The sequence below is a fragment of the Bradyrhizobium tropiciagri genome, from assembly GCF_018130505.1.
GTDB lineage: Bacteria > Pseudomonadota > Alphaproteobacteria > Rhizobiales > Xanthobacteraceae > Bradyrhizobium > Bradyrhizobium tropiciagri_B.
In genome coordinates this window covers 437,200-457,403 of the sequence record NZ_JAFCKH010000003.1, presented here as the reverse complement: position 1 = coordinate 457,403, position 20,204 = coordinate 437,200, and the positions used below count along the sequence as shown (strand labels likewise).

The 20,204-nt window shown below is 65.0% G+C and carries 19 protein-coding genes; 8 read left to right on the top strand and 11 right to left on the bottom strand.

From position 1 onward, the window contains the following. Positions 1–60: 60 nt before the first annotated feature. Together bfr and JQ633_RS09725 are read right to left on the bottom strand one after the other, a co-directional pair. Entirely contained in the window at positions 61–549 is a 489-nt protein-coding gene (bfr, locus tag JQ633_RS09730; RefSeq protein WP_211984766.1) for a bacterioferritin, read from the bottom strand. 136 nt (positions 550–685) lie between these two features. Next, positions 686–955, bottom strand: a complete 270-nt coding sequence (locus tag JQ633_RS09725; protein ID WP_211984765.1) for a (2Fe-2S)-binding protein — start codon at positions 953–955, stop codon at positions 686–688. Positions 956–1,341: 386 nt separating this feature from the next. Between JQ633_RS09725 and JQ633_RS09720 the strand changes: the two genes are divergently transcribed. Together JQ633_RS09720 and JQ633_RS09715 are read left to right on the top strand one after the other, a co-directional pair. Continuing rightward, positions 1,342–1,647 carry a hypothetical protein gene (locus tag JQ633_RS09720; RefSeq protein WP_211984764.1) on the top strand — a complete coding sequence of 102 codons (306 nt, stop codon included), beginning with the start codon at positions 1,342–1,344 and terminating at the stop codon, positions 1,645–1,647. Between the two features lie 235 nt (positions 1,648–1,882). After that, entirely contained in the window at positions 1,883–2,164 is a 282-nt protein-coding gene (locus JQ633_RS09715) for a hypothetical protein (protein WP_211984763.1), read from the top strand. Positions 2,165–2,246: 82 nt separating this feature from the next. On the opposite strand, the gene JQ633_RS09710 is transcribed toward JQ633_RS09715, so the two are convergent. The 3 genes from JQ633_RS09710 to ettA form a co-directional block, all read right to left on the bottom strand. Beyond that, a complete protein-coding gene (locus JQ633_RS09710; RefSeq protein ID WP_211984762.1) occupies positions 2,247–3,530 on the bottom strand; it encodes a lytic murein transglycosylase in 1,284 nt (427 codons plus the stop codon). A gap of 66 nt (positions 3,531–3,596) precedes the next feature. After that, a complete protein-coding gene (locus JQ633_RS09705; protein WP_211984761.1) occupies positions 3,597–4,175 on the bottom strand; it encodes a TIGR00645 family protein in 579 nt (192 codons plus the stop codon). A gap of 166 nt (positions 4,176–4,341) precedes the next feature. Further along, positions 4,342–5,991, bottom strand: a complete 1,650-nt coding sequence (ettA, locus tag JQ633_RS09700; RefSeq protein ID WP_211984760.1) for an energy-dependent translational throttle protein EttA — start codon at positions 5,989–5,991, stop codon at positions 4,342–4,344. 273 nt (positions 5,992–6,264) lie between these two features. Between ettA and JQ633_RS09695 the strand changes: the two genes are divergently transcribed. Then, entirely contained in the window at positions 6,265–6,504 is a 240-nt protein-coding gene (locus JQ633_RS09695; RefSeq protein WP_211984759.1) for a hypothetical protein, read from the top strand. Positions 6,505–6,640: 136 nt separating this feature from the next. Further along, complete coding sequence (locus JQ633_RS09690; RefSeq protein ID WP_211984758.1) at positions 6,641–7,603, top strand: D-2-hydroxyacid dehydrogenase family protein; 963 nt, start codon at positions 6,641–6,643, stop codon at positions 7,601–7,603. 1 nt (position 7,604) lies between these two features. On the opposite strand, the gene JQ633_RS09685 is transcribed toward JQ633_RS09690, so the two are convergent. Beyond that, a complete protein-coding gene (locus JQ633_RS09685) occupies positions 7,605–8,354 on the bottom strand; it encodes a DUF4336 domain-containing protein (protein WP_211984757.1) in 750 nt (249 codons plus the stop codon). A 97-nt stretch (positions 8,355–8,451) separates the two neighbouring features. Next, positions 8,452–9,723 (bottom strand): L,D-transpeptidase, encoded by a 1,272-nt coding sequence (locus JQ633_RS09680; RefSeq protein ID WP_211984756.1) that lies wholly within the window; start codon positions 9,721–9,723, stop codon positions 8,452–8,454. A gap of 326 nt (positions 9,724–10,049) precedes the next feature. Between JQ633_RS09680 and JQ633_RS09675 the strand changes: the two genes are divergently transcribed. Then, positions 10,050–10,979: a hypothetical protein gene (locus JQ633_RS09675; protein ID WP_211984755.1), complete on the top strand. Its 930-nt coding sequence runs from the start codon at positions 10,050–10,052 to the stop codon at positions 10,977–10,979. Here JQ633_RS09675 and sseA read toward each other — a convergent pair. From sseA to JQ633_RS09660, 3 genes are all read right to left on the bottom strand, one after another. Next, a complete protein-coding gene (sseA, locus tag JQ633_RS09670; protein ID WP_211984754.1) occupies positions 10,976–11,833 on the bottom strand; it encodes a 3-mercaptopyruvate sulfurtransferase in 858 nt (285 codons plus the stop codon). The two genes, JQ633_RS09675 and sseA, sit on opposite strands and share 4 nt — an antisense overlap. A 124-nt stretch (positions 11,834–11,957) precedes the next feature. Next, entirely contained in the window at positions 11,958–12,371 is a 414-nt protein-coding gene (locus JQ633_RS09665; protein ID WP_211984753.1) for a rhodanese-like domain-containing protein, read from the bottom strand. A gap of 110 nt (positions 12,372–12,481) precedes the next feature. After that, entirely contained in the window at positions 12,482–13,657 is a 1,176-nt protein-coding gene (locus JQ633_RS09660) for a vWA domain-containing protein (RefSeq protein ID WP_211984752.1), read from the bottom strand. A 165-nt stretch (positions 13,658–13,822) separates the two neighbouring features. On the opposite strand from JQ633_RS09660, the gene JQ633_RS09655 reads away from it, so the two are divergent. The 3 genes from JQ633_RS09655 to JQ633_RS09645 all read left to right on the top strand — a co-directional run bounded on the left by JQ633_RS09655 (position 13,823) and on the right by JQ633_RS09645 (position 18,337). After that, positions 13,823–15,730 carry a diguanylate cyclase gene (locus JQ633_RS09655; RefSeq protein WP_211984751.1) on the top strand — a complete coding sequence of 636 codons (1,908 nt, stop codon included), beginning with the start codon at positions 13,823–13,825 and terminating at the stop codon, positions 15,728–15,730. 182 nt (positions 15,731–15,912) lie between these two features. After that, a complete protein-coding gene (locus JQ633_RS09650) occupies positions 15,913–16,755 on the top strand; it encodes an AAA family ATPase (RefSeq protein WP_211984750.1) in 843 nt (280 codons plus the stop codon). A gap of 79 nt (positions 16,756–16,834) precedes the next feature. Continuing rightward, the gene (locus JQ633_RS09645; protein ID WP_211984749.1) at positions 16,835–18,337 is read left to right on the top strand and encodes a flavin-containing monooxygenase; all 1,503 of its coding nucleotides are present in this window, start codon (positions 16,835–16,837) and stop codon (positions 18,335–18,337) included. Positions 18,338–18,544: 207 nt separating this feature from the next. On the opposite strand, the gene JQ633_RS09640 is transcribed toward JQ633_RS09645, so the two are convergent. Next, positions 18,545–20,188, bottom strand: coding sequence for a GMC family oxidoreductase (locus JQ633_RS09640; RefSeq protein WP_211984748.1), 1,644 nt, complete (start codon positions 20,186–20,188; stop codon positions 18,545–18,547). Between the last annotated feature and the right edge of the window lie 16 nt (positions 20,189–20,204).

The window sequence follows — 20,204 nt, the reverse complement described above, 5'->3', positions numbered from 1 at the left end:
GGCCGCCCAATGGGCGGCCTTTCTGCATTGGCAATGGCTTTGCTGATCGGCCGGCGCCGGTCAGGACTCGTCGCTCTTGAGGTGGCCGACGTGCTTCTGGGTGTAGAGCTCGAGGCCGATGCGCTTGATGAGGTCGAGCTGGGTCTCGAGGAAGTCGATGTGCTCTTCCTCGTCCTTCATCAGCTTCTCGAACAGGTCGCGGCTGACATAGTCCTTGACGCCGTGGCAGTAGGTCGCCGCCTCCTGGTACAGCGTGCGGGCGCTGATCTCGGCCGCCAGGTCGCACTCGATGATTTCCTTGACGTCCTGGCCGATCCGCAGCGGATCGAGCACCTGCAGGTTCGGGAAACCGTCGAGGAACAGGATGCGGTCGACGAACTTGTCGGCATGCTCCATCTCCTCGATGGATTCCTTGCGCCAGACCTTGGCCATCTCCATGAGGCCCCAGTTGCCCAGCATGCGGTAGTGCAGCCAGTACTGGTTGATGGCGGTCAGCTCGCTGCGCAGCCCCTTGTTCAGATAATCAATGACCTTCGGGTCGCCTTGCATGATCCACTCCACCTGTCGCCGGCCGGATTGGCCGGAAATCTCAATTTAGAACGCTTCTAAATCAGATTACCGGCACAAGCAACCGCTTCGCGCGGAACGGCGCGGTGGAAAACCGGATTCCGATGAGGTTGGGGGCTCAGTAGGCCGCGAGGGCGAAGTTCGCCGGCTCGGCGTCTTCGTTGGCCGCATGGGGGTGGCTGTGCGGGCAGCCGGCGCAGCAGGCCTTGGCGCAGGGTCCCAGCGCCTCGTCGATGATCGCCTTGATGGTGCGGGCGCAGCGGCCGCATTCGGCGCTGCAGCCGAGGCAGCCATAGACCTGCTTGGCATGGCGAGTCGCAGATCCACCCGCCTTCACGGCGTTCCGGACATCGTGGTCGCTGAGGACGTTACAGGAGCAGACAATCATCAGAGCTTGCAGGTCGGTCGGTGATACTGACCATTATCGATATTGTCCGCCGGTCTCCGATGCAAAAGGAAAAAGCGCTTTTTGAAGCAATTCCAAACTGATGCGGGATTCATTCTGGAACGAGTCTAAATTGTGCATGCGACCACCGCCGGCTACTTTGCATGGGGTTGTTTTCGCCATTTTGGCGCCTGATCACCACCGCAACGCAAAAGCAGGTCGAGCAGCGCATTTCCCGGTGTTGCGCCCGCGGGATTTTCCATAAGCTTGCCGGTATTCGACGCCCAAATGCGGCGGGCTTGTTCATTGATCGTTCAAGCGGAATATGGAACTTTCGAGCCAGACAGACCGCTTGCTGTCCTTTGCTCATGAGAGAAAGGTTGGAGGCCATGAAGAAAACCCTGCTGGCGCTTTGCGCCGTCGCCACTCTGGCGGTTTCGGCGGTGGCGGTGCCCGCCCCCGCCCAGGCGCAACGCGGTGTCGCTGCCGGCGTCGCTGCGGGATTGATCGGCGGCGCCATCGTCGGCGGCGCGATCGCATCACAGAACGGCTATTACGGCCCCGGCTACTACGCGCCTGGTCCGGCCTATGTCGCCGAACCCGGTTACGGCCCGCCTCCCGGCTGCTTCTGGCAGCGCCAGCGCTTCTGGGACGGCTACGCCTGGCGCGTTCGCAACGTCAGGGTTTGCGACTAAACCTCGTTCATCTTGATTAAATCGAACCAGATGGGCCCGGAAAACCACTGCTTTCCGGGCCAACTGTTTCCGATGGCCAGAAAAAACCGCTTTTTCCCGCCATGAGCCTGCGAACGTTTACTTTCGATTGACTGTTCTGCGCTGTTTAGCAAGACAGCAGTTCGAGACCAGCGTGCGAGTCACCCAAACCCAGGCGCCGAACCATGGCGCCGTTCTTTCCAGGAGAGCCAAAGACATGAAGAAGACTTTAGCTGCCCTTGTCGCTGTCACCACGATCGCCGGTTCGCTGGCCGTTGCTCCGGCCGCCAAGGCCGGCGACGGCGCCGTCGCAGCCGGCGTTGTCGGCGGCCTGGTCGGCGGTGCCCTGCTCGGCAGCGCGATCGCCGGCAGCCGTCCTGCGCCGGTCTATGTCGCGCCCGGCCCGACCTATGTCGAAGAAGCTCCGTGCCGCTGGGTTCGCGAGCGGTTCTGGGACGGCTACGGCTGGCGCTTCCGCCGCGTGCAGGTTTGCGACTGATCGCCGACGCGGACTTCCGCTTTCGCTTTCGAAACCCGGCCCCTCGCGGCCGGGTTTTTCTTTGCTCAGGGAAATACGCTGGTCAGCGCGCCGCACTCATCGCCCGCAACACCGCTTCGCTCGGCCAGCAATCGACCTTCAGCCCGGCCTGCTTCTGATAGGCGCCGAGCGCGGCGCGGGTCTGCATCCCGGCCTTGCCGTCGAGCTTGTCCTTGTAGAGGCCGATCCGGGTCAGATGCTGCTGCATCGCCTCGACGTCGGTCGACCGCAGCTGCTTCGACGCCGACCATGGCGTTGCAAACGGCAACGGGGTCGTCATGCGGTCAGCGAGATGGCCGACGAACAGCACGTAGAGATCGGAGAAATTGTACTCCTTGATCACGAAGTAGTTCTGCGTGGTCAGGAAGGCCGGGCCGTAGATGCCCTCCGGCTGCAGCAGCGAGGCGGGCCGCGCCTGCTCGGCGGCGCTGAGCTTCGCGCCGCGCACCGGCACGAAACCCGCACGCAGCCACTCGCCGATCGGCTTGGTGACCTCAGGCACGCCCATCGTGCAATCGACATTGCCGGGCGCCGTCACCTCATAGGCCCAGCGCACGCCGGGCTGCCAGCCCTTGTTGACGAGCTGCTGCGCGGCGGAGGCGAGCGCATCGGGCACCGAGTGCCAGATGTCGACCTTGCCGTCGCCGTCGAGATCGACACCGTGCTTGTAGTACTCCGACGGCAGGAACTGGGTGTAACCGGTGGCGCCGGCCCAGGACGAGGTCATCTCCTTGCGCGTCACCACGCCCTCGCCGAGTATCTTCAGCGCGAGGATGAACTCGGTGCGGTACTGGTCCTTGCGGCGGCCGACATAGGCCTGCGTCGCCACCACGCGCAACGTGTCGTAGGGCAGCGCGTAGCGGCCGTAGTCGGTCTCGCGGCCCCAGATCGCCAGCACGATCGTGGCCGGTACGCCAAAGCGCTTTTCGATCTGATCGAGCGCGGGCCGATACTTTTGCAGCAGCCGCTGCCCTTCCCCGGCGAGCCGCGCGATCGAAGCTTCCCTGACGTAATCGGCCGGCACCTGCACGAACTCGGCCTGCGCCGGCGCGCCGGTCTTGGGACGTCCGGGCAGGATCAGATCTGGCAGCCTGTAGTCGGGCTCGAGGCCTCGCGTCTCGCGATCGAAGGTCGCGCGCGAGACGCCGGCGGCCTGCGCCTCCGGCCACAGCGAGGCGATGAACTGGGTGAAGGCCGCGTCAGCGGCGCGCGCGGGCGAGACGACGGGTGAGGATGCCAGCAGGAGCCCGAAGGCGAGCGCGCGGAGGAATGTCAAATCCAGCAGCCTGTTCGCAGCGGTGCACTGGGCGCGCTGAGCGCCAGTCATGTTCGTGTCGTGAGACTTATCACGACACCGGATTGCTGTGAACCGCGGAGCCTGCCGGGGGCCGCACTAATGCCCGGCCTGCTGCTTGGCGCCCTCGATCGAATCGTTCGAGAGCTTGTCGACGAGGGCGATGCCGATCGCGGACAGAATGAACACGCAGTGGATGATGGTCTGCCACATCACGCCGGTCTCGGTGTAGGTGCTCTTGCCCGACGCCAGCGCGCCCGCCTCGATGAAGGTGCGCAGCAGATGGATCGAGGAGATGCCGATGATCGCCATCGCCAGCTTGATCTTCAGCACGCTGGCATTGACGTGGCTGAGCCACTCCGGCTCGTCGGGATGACCCTGCAGATTGAGCCGCGACACGAACGTCTCGTAGCCGCCGACGATCACCATCACCAGAAGGTTCGAGATCATGACGACGTCGATCAGGCCGAGGACGGCCAGCATGATCTGCTGCTCGCTGAAATCGAACGAATGGGCGAACAGGTGCCAGAGTTCCTTGAGGAACAGCACCACGTAAACGCCCTGGGCGATGATCAGGCCGACATAGAGCGGCAATTGCAGCCAGCGCGACCCGAAGATCAGCATGGGAACGGGACGCAGGCCCTTTGCAGAGACGCGCGCGTCTGACGTGGCGGACATGTTGGAGTGCTCGCGGGATTGGAGTGCGGAGCGCTCTATCTACGCAATCCCGCTGGATTGAAAAGCGACAACTGGCCGCAGTCGGCATTACGGATCGGCCATGGACCGGAAGCTGAGAGAGAAGTCGATCGCAGCACGGGAGCTGCGATCGACTGAACCCCTTAGATCACCGCGTCAGCTTCTTGTACTTCACGCGGTGGGGGATGATGCTGTCCTGGCCGAGCCGGCGCATCTTGTCCTTTTCGTAGTCCTGGAAGTTGCCTTCGAACCATTCGACGTGGCTGTCGCCCTCGAAGGCCAGAATGTGGGTCGCGATGCGGTCGAGGAACCAGCGATCGTGGCTGATGATGACGGCGCAGCCGGCGAAATCCTCCAGAGCCTCTTCCAGCGCGCGCAGCGTGTCGACGTCGAGGTCGTTGGTCGGTTCGTCGAGCAGCAGCACGTTGGCGCCCGACTTCAGCATCTTGGCGAGATGCACGCGGTTGCGCTCACCGCCGGACAACGCGCCGACCTTCTTCTGCTGGTCGGCGCCCTTGAAGTTGAACGCCGAGCAGTAGCCGCGCGAATTGACTTCCTTCTTGCCGAGCAGGATCAGCTCGTTGCCGCCGGAGATCTCTTCCCACACGGTCTTGTTGCCCTCGAGCGCGTCGCGCGACTGGTCGACATAGCCGAGATGCACGGTCTCGCCGACCGTGATGGTGCCCTTGTCCGGCGCCTCCTGCTCGGTGATCATCCTGAACAGCGTGGTCTTGCCGGCGCCGTTCGCGCCGATCACGCCGACGATGCCGCCGGGCGGCAGCTTGAAGGTGAGATCGTCGATCAGGAGGCGATCGGCAAAGCCCTTGCTGAGGCCCTCGAAGTCGACGACGTTTGCACCCAGGCGTTCGGCGACCGGGATGATGATCTGCGCGGTCTGGGTCTGCTTCTCGCTGGCCTTCTTGAGCAGTTCCTCGTAGCGCTGGTAGCGCGCCTTCGACTTGGCCTGGCGTGCCTTCGGCGAGGACGCCACCCACTCCTGCTCGCGGGCCAGTGTCTTCTGGTGCGCGACATCCTCGCGGCCTTCCTGCTCGAGCCGCTTCTGCTTCTGCACCAGCCAGGACGAGTAGTTGCCCTCGTAGGGAATGCCGCGGCCGCGGTCGAGCTCGAGGATCCAGCTCGTGACGTTGTCGAGGAAGTAGCGGTCGTGGGTCACGATCAGGATCGCGCCCGGATAGTTGCGCAGATGGCCTTCCAGCCACGACACCGACTCGGCGTCGAGATGGTTGGTCGGTTCGTCCAGCAGCAGCAGTTCCGGCTGGTCGAGCAGCAGCCGGCACAGCGCGACGCGGCGGCGCTCACCGCCTGACAGTTTTGTGACATCGGCATCGTCGGGCGGACAGCGCAGCGCGTCCATCGCCTGGTCGACCTTGCTGTCGAGATCCCACAGGCCCTGGGCCTCGATCTCGTCCTGCAGCTTGGTCATTTCGTCCGCGGTCTCGTCCGAGTAATTGACGGCGAGCTCGTTGTAACGATCCAGGATCGCCTTCTGCTTGGCGACGCCGAGCATGACGTTGTCACGGACGTTGAGCGCGGGATCGAGGTGCGGCTCCTGCTCGAGATAGCCGACGCGGGCGCCCTCGGCGACCCAGGCCTCGCCGTTATATTCCTTGTCGAGCCCGGCCATGATCTTGAGCAGCGTCGACTTGCCCGAGCCGTTGACGCCGAGCACGCCGATCTTGGCGTCCGGGTAGAAGCTGAGGTGGATGTTGTCGAGCACCTTGCGGGTCGGATAGCTCTTGGTCAGACCCTGCATGAAATAGATGAACTGGCGCGCCATCCGCTGTCCCTGAATTCGATCCGATTTGTGGAAATTTTGCTGCCGCCGATGTAACGGCCGGCCCCTGAAAGCGCAACCGCGGGCGATGGGTTTTCAGCCCTTTCAGCGGCGCGGTAACGGGTCCGACACCATATGCGCGCGGGCTCACCCCTGTGTGCGCCGGATCACGACAATTGAAACCATCTTTTAATAAATCAGGCCAAAACTCGTCTCGAACGCCGGAAAAGGCGTTTTTCGCGGCAAAACCGCGACCGAAACAGCAGAGGCCGCGTCATGGCTACCATCATCTCGGCATCTCCCCTGCGCCCGGCGACCCGGAGCACGGCAGCGCTGTTCGCCGAATTCCGCGCGTTCTGGCATGCGTTCGCCGCCAAGGCGTTCAGCACCTACCGGCCGGAACTGCACTATATGCGCGGCCCGGGCCCGGCCTGGCGCGCCAAGCAGATGGCGCTGTCACCCGCCGTGCAGACGATGCTCGCCGACATCCGGACCGCGAAGACGCACAAGTCCTGATCCACAAGCATACCCGCCGAGCAATCGCCGGTTTTTGAAGCCACGTCCGCTTGCGCGCCTGCCGATTGCGCGCAACCATGGCGGCCCCTCGACGGCTCATTTCGCGCCGTCCTTCTCGCCATGAACGGACCTGCCAATGACGCGGCTCAGCTGTGCAATCCTCGACGACTATTTCGACCTCGCGCTCTCGGTGGCCGACTGGCCGGCGATCAAGGACCGGGTCGACGTCACCGTGTTCGACAAGCCGTTCGCGGACGAGGCTGACGCAGCAAGCAAGCTGAAGGACGCCGAGATCATCTGCGCGATGCGCGAGCGCACGCCGTTCCCGCGCACGCTGATCGAGAAGCTGCCGAAGCTGAAGCTGCTGATCACCTCGGGCATGCGCAACGCCGCGATCGACGCCGAGGCGCTCAAGGACCGCAAGGTCGTGTTCTGCGGCACGCAATACAGCCAGGATCCCACCGCGCCGCTGACCATGGGCCTGATCCTGGAACTGACCCGCGGCATCGGCCGCGAGAACGCGCGGATGCACGCCGGCGAGCCCTGGCAGGTGTTTGCCGGCACCGAGATCGAGGGCAAGACGCTCGGCGTCATCGGCCTCGGCAAGCTCGGCAGCAAGGTCGCCGGCATGGCCAAGGTGTTCGGCATGAACGTCATCGCCTGGAGTCCCAACCTCACGCCCGAGAAATGCAAGGAAGCCGGCGTCGGCTACGCCAGCAAGGAAGAACTGTTCGCGACCGCCGACATCATCACCATCCATGTCGTGCTGAGCCCGCGCTCGCGCGGCCTGGTCGGCGCCGCCGATATCGCGCGGATGAAGCCGTCGGCCTATCTCGTCAATACCGCGCGCGGGCCGATCGTCGATGAGGACGCTCTGCTCGCGGCGCTGCGCGACAAGAAGATCGCCGGCGCCGGCATCGACGTGTTCGCGGTCGAGCCGCTGCCGCTGGATCATCCGCTGCGCAAGCTCGACAATGTCGTGATCACGCCACATCTCGGCTACGCGACACGCGAGAGCCTGCAGACGCATTACCAGCAGATGGTCGCGTGCATCGACGCCTTCACCAGGGGCGCCGAGCCGCCGCGGCGGCTGGCTTGAATTAGCGCCGCAAGATCCAGCGGAATGCGCGGCGCAGTTCCGCGCAACCGTCACGGTCGTACCAGCGCCCATGGGCGAGGATGATCCGTTCCGGATTCCAGACGATCATCTGCGCGACCGCGGCCTTCATCGCCGCGCCATTGCGCGCGAAGCTCGAGCGCAAATCGCTCGGTGTGCTGCCGTCGGGGTCGCGCACGCCGCCGAGCCAGGTCAGCAATCGCATCAGCGGTGAGCTGACCTTGCCGGCTTCGAAATTCTCGATCAGGTCGGTCAGCACCAGCGTGCGCGAGGCGCGATGGAAGAACACGATCTCGGTCATGTAGCCGCCCGGGATCGGCAACGTCGCGATCGACGCGTCCCAAGGATAGCCCGTCGGTGATTCCAGCGGCTCGCCGTCGAGCATGAGCCGGTCGCCGGCCTGCTCCGCGATCCGCGGCGCGAGATAGATGCGCGCGTCTGGATAGGCTGCATGCCACTCCGGGATCCACCAATAGTGGATGCGGTTCGGTCCGATGATCCAGCGCGGCGCGCCGAGCGATGCGATCTCGGCCTTGAGTTCGGCCACCAACGGCGTCGGCGAATGGATGAAGAGCTGCGCGTCCGGCAGGCGGATGATCGTCGCGCGGGTCGGAAACGGCATCCTGAACCAGCGTGGGCCGAACCGGATCAGCGGCCCATCGACGATCCACACATCGTCGGCAACCGGCTTCGGCGTGTTGAGCGGCGGATAGGTCTGGAGGGATTCGTGCATTTGCGCGGCCTCTTGTCGGCAACGCAATCGCAGTCGGCTTGTTGCAATAAAAAAGGCACGCTCGACGCGCGCCTTTTCGAAATCAAGTTGGAACGACTTAGCGGACCGTCACCGGTGCCGGCAGCGGCTGCACGGTGGTCGGCTGCGTGCCGGGCAGCGGCGCCGCCGGGGTCGGGGCCGCTGAAGCGACCGGGCCGCCGCCAGCCGGAGCTGCGGAGGCCGTTGCCGCTCCCGGTGCCGATCCGCCGGGCAGCACAACCACGCGGGTGCCGACCTTGGCCCGTTCAAACAGGTCCGAGACGTCCTCGTTCAGCATGCCGATGCAGCCCGACGAGACGAACTTGCCGATCGTCGACGGCTGGTTGGTGCCGTGAATGCGGTACACTGTCGAGCCGAGATACATCGCGCGGGCGCCGAGCGGATTGCCGGGGCCGCCGGCCATGAAACGCGGCAGATAGGGCTGGCGCTCGATCATCTCGGTCGGCGGATGCCAATCCGGCCACTCGGCCTTGCGGGTGATCTTCTGCACGCCGGTCCAGGTGAACCCGTCACGGCCGACACGGACGCCGTAGCGGATCGCCCGGCCGTTGCCGAGCACGTAATACAGATAGGTGTTCGGCGTATCGACCACGATGGTGCCGGCGGGCTCCTTGGTGGCGAACGCGACTTCCTGGCGGCGCAGGTTCGGCGCGAGCTGCGCCGGGCCGTCTTCCGGCTGCTCATCCGGCGGCAAGGCAGCGAGCTGCACCGGCTTGCCATCGGCGCCGATCGGGGCCTGCTGCGGCGGCACCGTTCCGGTGACGCCAACGGCCTCCGGCGGGCGCATGCCATTGCGGTCGTCGCCGTTCGGCGTGGCGCCATAGACGACGTTTGCGGCCGGCACGGAATTGTCGGGATAGGCCTGCGGCGGCACGCCCGGCCCGCGATCACCATAGATCACCGGCGGCGGACCCATCGGGCGGCCGTAGCGCGGATCATCGGGCGACATCACCGGACCGGTCGGCGCACGGTCGGAGTAGACCGGCGGCGCATTCATCGGACGGCCATAGCGCGGATCGTCCGGCGACATCACGGGCCCCGTCGGCGCACGATCGGAGTAGACCGGCGCGGCATTCGCCGGGCGGCCGTAGCGCGGATCATCCGGTGACGTCACTGGGCCGGGCGGCGTCAGCGCGGTCGAGCTTTGCGGCGCGTCGTCATCGTCGAACGAATCAAAATCCGGCATGCTGCCGGGCGAATAGGGCTGCGGCGCCGCCGAATAGACCGGAGCCTGGGACGCCGGATAACGCTGCTGAGCATGCGCGAGTGAGGTTCCCGCCGCGCCGAGCGCCGCGGCAGCGCAAATCGTCAGAATGCGGTTGATCATCATTGCTCTTGTATAGTCCCCAAGCCACACCGGACCGTTAACGGCCCAATGACGGAAGATAGCGGCGCATTCAAGACAATTCCGCGAAATCCGGTCCAATACGGGCATTTTGTGATTTCGCGTCACGCTGCGGCGAAGATGTCTCACGAATCGAGAAACCTCGTCCACGTGCCTGAAGTCACCAATCGCCCCCATTTTGTAACAAACAGTCGTCAAGCGTTGCGATATTCTCGAATCGGCCTGATTCGCGCGCGCGAAGCCGGCCTGCCTCGTGTGGTCACCGCGTTCCCCTGGCATCAATATCTCCCGCAGAAGGGGGAACCGCGTCCATGCTTCCCGGCCTTCGTTTCCTGTTCGCCGCAATCGTCCTTGCGACCTCGCTGTTGATATTCGGGCTGGGAGCCGCCGCGTTACTGCGTGCCGCGCATGAGGAATTCGCCAGCAGCCCGGCCCGCCGGGCGCCGCCCGAACCGCAATTCGCGCAAGCACAGGACGCCACGCCGGTGTTGGCCATGGTGCGGGTCGAGCCATCGCCGCCGCCCGCTACCGTCGCGGACACGACAGCCGTCCCTGCGCCGACGCCTGCGGCTGCGCCCGAGCCTGCAGCGCCAGCCGAGGTGCCGCCTCCCGCAGAGCCCGAGAAGATCGCCGCCGTAACGACGGACGATCCGCCGCCGGCTGCGCCGAAGCAGGAGGCGCAGGCCGTCGTGGAGGAGCCCCCACCGCCACAGCAAGCCGGTGCCGCGCCAACGACGCCGACCGTAGACCCATCCCCTGCCCCGCAACTCGCCCCGCCGGTTGCTGAAGCCGCGCCTGCACCCGCTGAGCCCAAGATCGCCGCGGTTGCCGAGTCGCCTCCGCCCACCAGCGAGCCGGCTCCCGTTGCTGTGGCCGCTCCCGTGATGGTTGAGCCGGCGCCTGCACCGCCGCCCTCACCGGAGGCGCTCGCCGCCGCGACCAGGATCGCGACGCTCGGCGGACCGGAGGTGGTCGTCGACCCGCCGACGGCGCCCAAGAGCACCGGGAAGGCAGCCGACAAAACAGTTGAGAAGAAGTCAGCAGAGAAAACAGCCGACAGGAAGACGGCCGAGAAGAAGACAGCCGACAAGAAGAAGCCGGAGCGCAGCGAGGCCAAGAAGTCGACGCACCGCAAGGAGCGGCGCAAAGTCGTCCGCGCACAACCGGCGCGGCAGGCGGTCGTTCAGCAGCAGCTCGATCCGTTCGGGCAGCCGACGATCCTGCCGGTCACCCGGCGCTAGGCCGGCCCGGTGGCGACCGGCGGGCCGCTCGCCTGCCCCCACTCCGACCACGACCCGTCGTAGAGCGCGGTGTCGGTGATGCCGAGCCGGTACAGCGCCAGCGTCAGCACGCCGGCGGAGACGCCGGAGCCGCAGCTCGTCACGATCGGAGCGTCGAGCTTGACGCCGGCGCCGGTGAACGCGGCGCGCAGTTCGTCGAGCGGCTTCATCGCGCCGGTCGCGGCATCGAACAAAAGATTGTAGGGCACGTTACGCGCGCCCGGAATGTGGCCCGAGCGGATGCCCGCCCGCGGCTCCGGCGCGCGGCCCTCGAAGCGGTCGGCGGCGCGCGCGTCGATCACCTGCTCCTTGCGGCTGTCGACATTGGCGATCATCTGCTCGATGCCGCGAACGCGCTTCGCATCATAGTTTGCCTTGAAGCTCGCCGGCTTCGGCTTCACCTCGCCGCTTTCCACCGGCCGCCCCTCGGCGCGCCACTTCTTCAGCCCGCCGTTGAGGATGCGCACGTCGCGGTGGCCATAGGACAGGAACATCCACCACGCGCGCGGCGCGGCGACCCACCCGCCGGCATCGTAGATCACGACCGTATCGGCATTGCCGATGCCGAGCCCGCCGATGTCGCGGCCGAATTGCTCGGCGCTCGGAAACATGTGCGGCAGCGGATTGGAATGGTCGGACACCGCGTCGACGTCGAAGAACACCGCACCCGGCAGATGCGCGGCGAGATAGTCGTCCTTCGGCAGCGGCAACACGCCTGGCAGCTTGAAGGTCGCGTCAAGTACCTTGACGTTGGCATCGTTCAGATGCGCGGCCAGCCATTCGGTCGAAACAAGCGGATCGTCGGCAGCGGTCATGATCATTCCTTCTCGTCATTCCGGGGCACGCGAAGCGTGAACCCGGAATCCAGAGGTTGTTTCGCAAGCTTCCGGGTTCGCGCTGCGCGCGCGCCGGAATGACGGTGGAGAGAGAGGGCCAGCCTCACCCCTTCTTCTTCGGCTCCCAGGCCTCGATCGGCCCGCCGGCGTCGCGCCAGGCGGCAAAGCCGCCGCCCATATGGGCGACCGGCTTCAGGCCCATGTCCTTCGCGGTCTTGGCGGCGAGCGCCGAGCGCAGGCCGCCGGCGCAGTGGAAGACGAACTTCTTGTCCTGCTGGAAGATCGGCTTGGCGTAGGGGCTGTTCGGATCGATCCAGAACTCCAGCATGCCGCGGGTGCAGGGGAAGGCGCCGGGGATCCTGCCGTCGCGCTCGATCTCGCGGGGATCGCGGATGTCGACGATCACGACGTCATCCTTGCCGATCAGCGTGATCGCATCCTTCGCGCTGATGGTCTCGATCTCGGCATTGGCCTCGTCGATCATCGCCTTGATGCCGCGGTGGATGGTCTGGGGCATGGCCCTCTCCCTCGTTTTTCTTGGCCGTCATTCCTGGATGGCCCGAAGGACCAGACCCGGAATCTCGAGATTCCGGGTTCGATGTTTCGCCCCGGAATGACGGAAATGGTCTAGCGCACCAGTTCCTTCATCGCATTCTCCAGACCCTCGATCGTGATCGGATACATGCGTTCGGAGAAGATGCGGCGGATGATGGTGGTGGATTCCGAATAGTCCCAGTGCTTCTGCGCCACCGGGTTGAGCCACACCGAATGCTGATAGGTGCGGATGATGCGGTCGAGCCAGACCGAGCCGGCCTCCTCGTTGACGTGCTCGACCGAGCCGCCCGGCACCATGATCTCGTAAGGCGACATCGAGGCATCGCCGACGAACACCACCTTGTAGTCGTGCGGATATTTGTGCAGCACGTCCCAGGTCGGCGTACGGTCGGTGAAGCGCCGCTTGTTCTGCTTCCAGACGCCTTCATAGAGGCAGTTGTGGAAGTAGAAATATTCCATGTGCTTGAATTCGCTCTTGGCGGCCGAGAACAATTCCTCGACCTGCTCAATATGCGAATCCATTGAGCCGCCGATATCGAAGAACACCAGCACCTTGACCGCGTTACGCCGCTCGGGCCGCATGTGTACGTCGAGATAGCCGTGGTTGGCGGTCTCCTTGATCGTGGTGTCGAGGTCGAGCTCGTCCGGCGCACCGGTGCGGGCGAACTTGCGCAGGCGGCGCAGCGCGACCTTGATGTTGCGGATGCCGAGCTCGACATTGCCGTCGAGGTCCTTGAACTCGCGCTTGTCCCACACCTTCACGGCACGGTTGTTGCGGTTCTTCTCCTGTCCGATGCGCACGCCTTCGGGATTGTAGCCGTGGGCGCCGAACGGCGAGGTGCCGGCGGTTCCGATCCACTTGCTGCCGCCCTGGTGGCGGCCCTTCTGTTCCTCGAGGCGCTTCTTCAAGGTCTCCATGAGCTTGTCCCAGCCCATCGCCTCGATCTGCTTCTTCTCTTCCTCGGTGAGATACTTCTCCGCGAGCTTCTTCAGCCACTCCTCGGGGATCTCCGCCTTGTCCATGGCGTCGAGCAGGCTCTCCAGCCCCTTGAACACGCTTCCGAACACGCGGTCGAACTTGTCGAGATTGCGCTCGTCCTTGACCAGCGCGGAGCGCGACAGATAGTAGAAATTCTCGACCGACTGATCGGCGAGGTCGGCGTCGAGCGCTTCCATCAACGTCAGGTATTCCCGGAGCGTGACCGGGACCTGGGCGTCGCGCAGCGATGTGAAAAACTGCAGGAACATGGTTACTTAAATCGCCCGCCCTGCCGGTGCCGTCAAGGGCCCCTCCCCGGCAGGCCCCGCGGACCAGCCATTCACCTTCACTTAACCACCCCGGCCACCTTCGGCCCTGGGGCCGAAACGTGACGTTAAGATGGGGCGTTGATCACTGGAGGTAACCCAACGCCAGTGGACCCGTTGCCCAACAGCCCCGCCAAGCTGCCGAAACTGTTCTCGCCGACCGCGATCGTCGCCGCCGTCGTCGCGGCAATGAGCATATTCGTGCTCGGCCTGCTGATCTGGAAGGCGACCGAGGCGCGCACCACGGCCCTCGCCCAGGGCGAGCGCGACATCCGCAACCTGACCCACTCGCTGGCCGAGCATGCCTCGCATTCGGTCCAGGCGATCGACGTGGCGATGGGCGCCATGGTCGATCTCCTGAAATACCAGAAGCCGCGCGTCGATCGCTTCAACGCGGCGTTGCGCAAGACCGCGGACGCGCTGCCCCAGATCGGGGAGATCGGCGTCATCGACCCCGACGGCAACAGGATCTACTCTTCCGCCGCGGAGCTGCCGGCGCACAACAATGCCGATCGCAGCTACTTCATCGGCCATCGCGACTCGGCGGATGCCTCGCTGCACATCAGCGAGCCGCTGCAGTCGCGCCTGACCGGCCGGCCGACCATCGTGCTGTCGCGACGCATCACCAGGGAAGACGGCAGCTTCGGCGGCGTGCTGTTCGCGACCATCGAAAGCAGATATTTCGACAATTTCTACCAGGCCTTCAAATTCGGTCCGCATGCCGGAATCACCCTGCTGCGCCTCGACGGCACCGTTCTGGCGCACTGGCCGACGGGCAAGTGGAACAAGGAGGTTTCCTCGGCCTTCAAGGCAACGATCGAGCAAGGCCGGACCGGCTATACCAAAACCACATCGCCATTCGATGGACACATCAAGTTTCTCGGCTTCGAGCGCGCCTCGCAGTATCCGATCGTGGTCACCGTCGCCTTGCCGGAAACCCAGGTTCTCGCCGCATGGCATGAGGATCTGCGCAACGACCTGCTGGTCGCCGTGATGTTGATGGGAAGCGTCATCCTGTTCGCCGTCCTGCTCGGCAAGGAGTTCGCCAAGCGCGCCATGGTGGGGCGGATGCTGCGCGAACGCGAGGCCCGCTACCGGCTGCTGGCGGACAACATCGCCGACGTCGTGATCCTGCTCGACCGCGACGGCCGCTTCCTGTTCGTGTCGCAGTCGGTCGAGAGCATGCTCGGCCGCAAGCCGGACGATCTGATCGGCAAACCCTGCTTCGAGTTCGTGCACCCAGATCACCTCGCCGACGTCGCCAGGGCGACGGCGGAATTGACCAACTGGACGATCACCAAGACCGTCGAGTTCAAGACGCTGCGCGCCGACGGCAGCGAGGTCTGGGTCGAGATCAATTTCAAGCTTGCAGGGGCTGCGGAAGATCACCAGGCGATCGAGGTGGTCGGCGTGCTGCGCGACGTGACCGAACGCCGCAAGATGGAAGACGAGCTCAACGCGCTCAACATCCGCCTGTCCGAGCTCGCCACCACCGACGGCCTGACCGGGCTCGCCAACCGCCGCAGCTTCGACGTGGCGCTGCCGCGTGAGTTTCGCGACCGCGAGCGGATATCGCTCATCATGCTCGATATCGACCATTTCAAGGGTTTCAACGACAGCCAGGGCCATCAGGCCGGCGACGAGTGCCTGCGGCGCGTCGCGCAGGTGATCGCGGACGCCACCGACAAGACGACGGCGCTCGCGGCGCGCTATGGCGGCGAGGAATTCGCGATCATCCTGCCCGATGTGAGCGAGCAGGACGCGCTCAAGGTGGCGGAAGCCATCCGTCTCACCGTGCGTTCGCTGGCGATCGCCAATCCCGCCGCGCGCCGCGGTGTGATCTCGGTCAGCGTCGGAATTGCCGGCCGCACGCCTGCCATCACCGAAGAGAGCGAGCTGCTGCGGCGGGCCGACCTCGCGCTCTACGAAGCTAAGCACGCGGGGCGCGACTGCAGCGTGCTCGCCTCGTCGCGGCCGGGTGACAATCATTCCGCAGGGCGGAAACAGTACGCCTGACATACTATGCGCGCGGCCCGCCCCGGGCACCGCTGCGCTGCGGAATCGGTGCTAGACCGCCCGGCTTTTTCAACTACAATTGCGTGTGACAATACATTGAACAGCATATCCGACCGCCGCGAGAGCGGTCGTTTCGTGTGGGCGCCCGGGCGACCGACGAACGAACCAAGGCAAACAGATAGATGAAATTCACGGGTACCAAGGATTACGTCGCCACCGATGACCTTAAGGTCGCCGTCAATGCCGCCATCGTGCTCGAGCGCCCGCTGCTGGTGAAGGGCGAGCCCGGCACCGGCAAGACCGTGCTGGCCGAGGAAGTCGCGAAGGCGATCGATGCGCCGCTGCTCACCTGGCACATCAAGTCCACCACCAAGGCGCAGCAGGGCCTCTACGAATACGATGCGGTGTCGCGGCTGCGCGACAGCCAGCTCGGCGATGCCCGCGTCTCCGACATCAAGAACTACATCAAGCGCGGCAAGCTGTGGGACGCCTTCACCGCCGAGAAGCGCCCGGTGCTGTTGATCGACGAGATCGACAAGGCCGACATCGAATTCCCCAACGACCTGCTGCTCGAACTCGACCGCATGGAGTTCTACGTCTACGAGACCGGCGAGAACATCAAGGCCAAGCTGCGCCCGATCGTGATGATCACCTCGAACAACGAGAAGGAGCTGCCGGACGCCTTCCTTCGCCGCTGCTTCTTCCACTACATCAAGTTCCCCGATGCCGACACGATGGGCCGGATCGTCGACGTGCACTTCCCCGGCATCAAGAAGCGGCTGGTCGAAGAGGCGCTGCGCATCTTCTTCGACGTGCGCGAGGTGCCCGGCCTGAAGAAGAAGCCCTCGACCTCGGAGCTGCTCGACTGGCTCAAGCTGCTGCTGAACGAGGACATCACGCCGGAGATGCTGCGCGAGCGCGATCCGCGCAAGCTGATCCCGCCGCTGCATGGCGCGCTGCTCAAGAACGAGCAGGACGTGCACCTGTTCGAGCGGCTGGCCTTCCTCAGCCGCCGCGAAGTCTAGTTCCGAAACAGCCAAGCGCCGGGGCCATCGCTCCGGCGTTTTGTTTCCGAAGACCAACCAACAAAAAAGACCAGGGAAGATGAACGTCCAGACCCAGATCCGGGCCGCCGAGCCCGTCACGACAGAGCATTTCGACGTCCTGATCGCCGGTGCCGGCATCTCCGGCGTCGGCGCCGCCTATCACCTCACCACGCAATGTCCAGGCACCAGCTTCGTGGTGCTGGAGACGCAGAAGACGTTCGGCGGCACCTGGTCGACGCATCGCTATCCCGGCATCCGCTCCGACAGCGACCTGCACACCTTCGGCTATCGCTTCAAGCCGTGGACCAGCGCGCCGATCGCGAGCGCGGCCGAGATCCTGAAGTATATGGGCGAGGTGATCGAGGAGAACGACCTCGCTCCCCACATCCGCTATCGCCACACCATCACCGCGGCGAATTGGTCGAACGAGACCAATCTCTGGACCATCGATGCCACCCGCATCGACACCGGAGAGCATTTGCGCTTCACCGCCAACTTCTTCTGGATGTGCCAGGGCTATTACCGCCACGACGCCGGCTACACGCCGGAATGGACCGACATGGCGAAGTTCAAGGGCACGGTCGTGCATCCGCAGACTTGGCCCGATGATCTCGACTACAAGGGCAAGCGGGTGATCGTGATCGGCTCCGGTGCCACCGCCGCGACGCTGATCCCGGCAATGGCCAAGGACGCCGGCCATGTCACCATGCTGCAGCGCTCGCCGACCTATTTCCGCACCGGCCGCAACGCGATCGAGATCGCCGAGGAGCTGCGCCGGCTGCAGGTCGACGAGAGCTGGATCCACGAGATCGTCCGCCGCAAGATCCTGTTCGAGCAGGACGCCTTCACCAAGCGGACCTTTGCCGACCCCGAGGGCGCCAAGAAGGACCTGCTGGCGGCAGTCGAGGCGGTTGTCGGCAAGGACTACGATATCGCCACCCACTTCACGCCGAGCTACCGGCCGTGGCGGCAGCGCATCGCCTTCGTTCCGGATGCCGATCTGTTCCACGCCATCAAGGACGGCAAGGCCTCGGTCGTCACCGACGAGATCGAGCGCTTCACCGAGGCCGGCATCCTGCTCAAGTCCGGCAAGGAGCTTGAGGCCGACATCATCATCACCGCGACCGGCTTCCATCTCTCCGCAAACGGCGGCATCGACTTCGCGATCGACGGTAAGCCGCTCGACTTCAAGGACACCGTGACCTATCGCGGCATGATGTTCACCGGCGTGCCGAACCTCGTCTGGGTGTTCGGCTATTTCCGCGCCAGCTGGACGCTGCGCGTCGACCTCGTCGCCGACTTCGTCTGCCGCCTGCTCAAGCACATGAAGGACACCGGCACCAGCAAGGTGACCCCCGCGCTGCGGCCCGAGGATCACAACATGCCACTGCTGCCGTGGATCGATTCGGAGAACTTCAACCCCGGCTACATGATGCGCGGCATGCACCTGTTGCCGAAGCGCGGCGACAAGCCGGAGTGGCAGCACAACCAGGACTACTGGGCCGAGAAGGACGAATTCCCGCAGATCGACCTCGAGGACAAGGCGTTCGTTTACGGGTAGTTTCTGTTAGGCGTTTCCGCCAGCCTGAGCTGCGAACGGCAACACACACTCCGCCGTCGTCCCGGCGAAGGCCGGGACCCATAACCACAGGGTTGGATTGTTCAAGAAGGCTGCGGCCCCAGCGTCGCACAACAAAGACTTTCGGTGGCTATGGGTCCCGGCCTTCGCCGGGACGACACCGGATGGTTTGCCACGCATATCAGCCGCTCACGCATACTCCGGCAGCTTCGCCGCGGGTTCGGGCGTCCTGCCGCGGATCATGTCGGAGGCCTTGTCGGCGATCATCAGCGTGGAGGCGTTGAGGTTGGCGGAGATCATGCGCGGCATGATCGAGGCGTCGATCACGCGCAGGCCCTCCATGCCGTGGACCCGGAGCTGGTCGTCGACCACGGCCCACGGCGCGTCCGAGGGTCCCATGCGGCAGGTGCAGCCGGGATGGAAGGTGGTGGTGCCGCGCTGGGTCGCGGCGGCGAGCAGTTCGTCGTCGCTCTGCACCTTCGGGCCCGGGAAATCCTCGTAGGCGAAATACGGACTGAGCGGCTCGGAGGCAAGCAGCCGCCGCGCCAGCTTCATGCCGGCGACGACGACGCGGCGGTCGATCTCTTCGGCGAGATAGTTGGTCTGGATGATCGGCGGCGCGAACGGATCGGCGGAGCGGATGCGGACATAGCCGCGGCTCTCCGGCCGCTGCTGCCATGAGGCCACCGTCATGCCGGGCTCGTCCTCGAGCTGGCCCTGCACGCCTTCCTTGTAGCTCGCAGGCGTGAAGGTGAGCTGCAGGTCCGAGCTCTCGGTCGTCTCGCCGGAATGCCAGAAGCAGTACACCATGGTCGGCGACAGCGACAGCAGCCCGCGCCGCGTGGTCGCCCATTTCAGCGCCTCGACCCATAAACTGAGACCACGGCGCATTTCGTTGATGGTCCTGATGTTCTTGACCCGCGCCACCGAGCGCGGCGCGTAGTGATCCTGCAGGCCCTCGCCGACACCGGCCAGCGCATGCACCACCTCGATGCCGTGCGCTTTCAACAGATCGGGCGAACCGACCCCGGACAGCTGCAGCAGCTGCGGCGAATTATACGCGCCGCCGGAGAGGATGACCTCCTTGCTGGCGCGGATCTCGAGCGGATCGCCATACTTGCCGCCGCGATTATAGCGCACGCCGACCGCGCGCTTGCCCTCGAAGATGATGCCGGTGACATGGGCATGGGTGCGCACGTCGACGTTCGGCCGCCGCCGCGCCGGATGCAGGAACGAGGTTGCAGCGCTGACCCTGAGCCCGTTCAGGATGGTGCGCTGGCAGTAGGACACGCCCTCCTGGATCTGGCCGTTGTAGTCGGGGTTGCGCGGAATGCCGAGCGAGACCGCGCCTTCCATGAAGGCCTCGCAGAGCGGGTCCTTCCAGTCCATCGTGGTGACGGTGAGATTGCCGTCGCGGCCGCGATAGGTGTCGTCGCCCTCGCCGACACGCCGCTCCATCCGCCGGAAATACGGCAGCACGTCGGGATAGCCCCAGCCGCGATTGCCGAGCTGCGCCCAGGTGTCGAAATCCTGGCGCTGGCCGCGGTTGTAGATATGGCCGTTGATCGAGGACGAGCCGCCAAGCGTCTTGCCGCGCGGCGCATAGATGCTGCGCCCGCCGGTGTAGGGGCCGACCTCCTGCTGGTAGGCCCAGTTCACGCTCTTCATGTGGAAGGTCTTGATGAAGCCGGCCGGCAGATGGATGTAGGGATGCCAGTCGCTCGGCCCCGCCTCCAGCACGCAGACCCGCGTGCCGGCGTCTTCACTCAACCGATTGGTCAGCACGCTCCCGGCGGAGCCCGCGCCGATGATCACATAATCGAAGGTTTCCATCGTCTCGTTTCTTGCG

Excerpts from the sequence above, each read along its gene's own strand:
- bfr (WP_211984766.1), bottom strand. The coding sequence starts at position 549 with ATGCAAGGCGACCCGAAGGTCATTGATTATCTGAACAAGGGGCTGCGC.
- JQ633_RS09725 (WP_211984765.1), bottom strand. The coding sequence starts at position 955 with ATGATTGTCTGCTCCTGTAACGTCCTCAGCGACCACGATGTCCGGAAC.
- JQ633_RS09720 (WP_211984764.1), top strand. The coding sequence starts at position 1,342 with ATGAAGAAAACCCTGCTGGCGCTTTGCGCCGTCGCCACTCTGGCGGTT.
- JQ633_RS09715 (WP_211984763.1), top strand. The coding sequence starts at position 1,883 with ATGAAGAAGACTTTAGCTGCCCTTGTCGCTGTCACCACGATCGCCGGT.
- JQ633_RS09710 (WP_211984762.1), bottom strand. The coding sequence starts at position 3,530 with ATGACTGGCGCTCAGCGCGCCCAGTGCACCGCTGCGAACAGGCTGCTG.
- JQ633_RS09705 (WP_211984761.1), bottom strand. The coding sequence starts at position 4,175 with ATGTCCGCCACGTCAGACGCGCGCGTCTCTGCAAAGGGCCTGCGTCCC.
- ettA (WP_211984760.1), bottom strand. The coding sequence starts at position 5,991 with ATGGCGCGCCAGTTCATCTATTTCATGCAGGGTCTGACCAAGAGCTAT.
- JQ633_RS09695 (WP_211984759.1), top strand. The coding sequence starts at position 6,265 with ATGGCTACCATCATCTCGGCATCTCCCCTGCGCCCGGCGACCCGGAGC.
- JQ633_RS09690 (WP_211984758.1), top strand. The coding sequence starts at position 6,641 with ATGACGCGGCTCAGCTGTGCAATCCTCGACGACTATTTCGACCTCGCG.
- JQ633_RS09685 (WP_211984757.1), bottom strand. The coding sequence starts at position 8,354 with ATGCACGAATCCCTCCAGACCTATCCGCCGCTCAACACGCCGAAGCCG.
- JQ633_RS09680 (WP_211984756.1), bottom strand. The coding sequence starts at position 9,723 with ATGATGATCAACCGCATTCTGACGATTTGCGCTGCCGCGGCGCTCGGC.
- JQ633_RS09675 (WP_211984755.1), top strand. The coding sequence starts at position 10,050 with ATGCTTCCCGGCCTTCGTTTCCTGTTCGCCGCAATCGTCCTTGCGACC.
- sseA (WP_211984754.1), bottom strand. The coding sequence starts at position 11,833 with ATGACCGCTGCCGACGATCCGCTTGTTTCGACCGAATGGCTGGCCGCG.
- JQ633_RS09665 (WP_211984753.1), bottom strand. The coding sequence starts at position 12,371 with ATGCCCCAGACCATCCACCGCGGCATCAAGGCGATGATCGACGAGGCC.
- JQ633_RS09660 (WP_211984752.1), bottom strand. The coding sequence starts at position 13,657 with ATGTTCCTGCAGTTTTTCACATCGCTGCGCGACGCCCAGGTCCCGGTC.
- JQ633_RS09650 (WP_211984750.1), top strand. The coding sequence starts at position 15,913 with ATGAAATTCACGGGTACCAAGGATTACGTCGCCACCGATGACCTTAAG.
- JQ633_RS09645 (WP_211984749.1), top strand. The coding sequence starts at position 16,835 with ATGAACGTCCAGACCCAGATCCGGGCCGCCGAGCCCGTCACGACAGAG.
- JQ633_RS09640 (WP_211984748.1), bottom strand. The coding sequence starts at position 20,188 with ATGGAAACCTTCGATTATGTGATCATCGGCGCGGGCTCCGCCGGGAGC.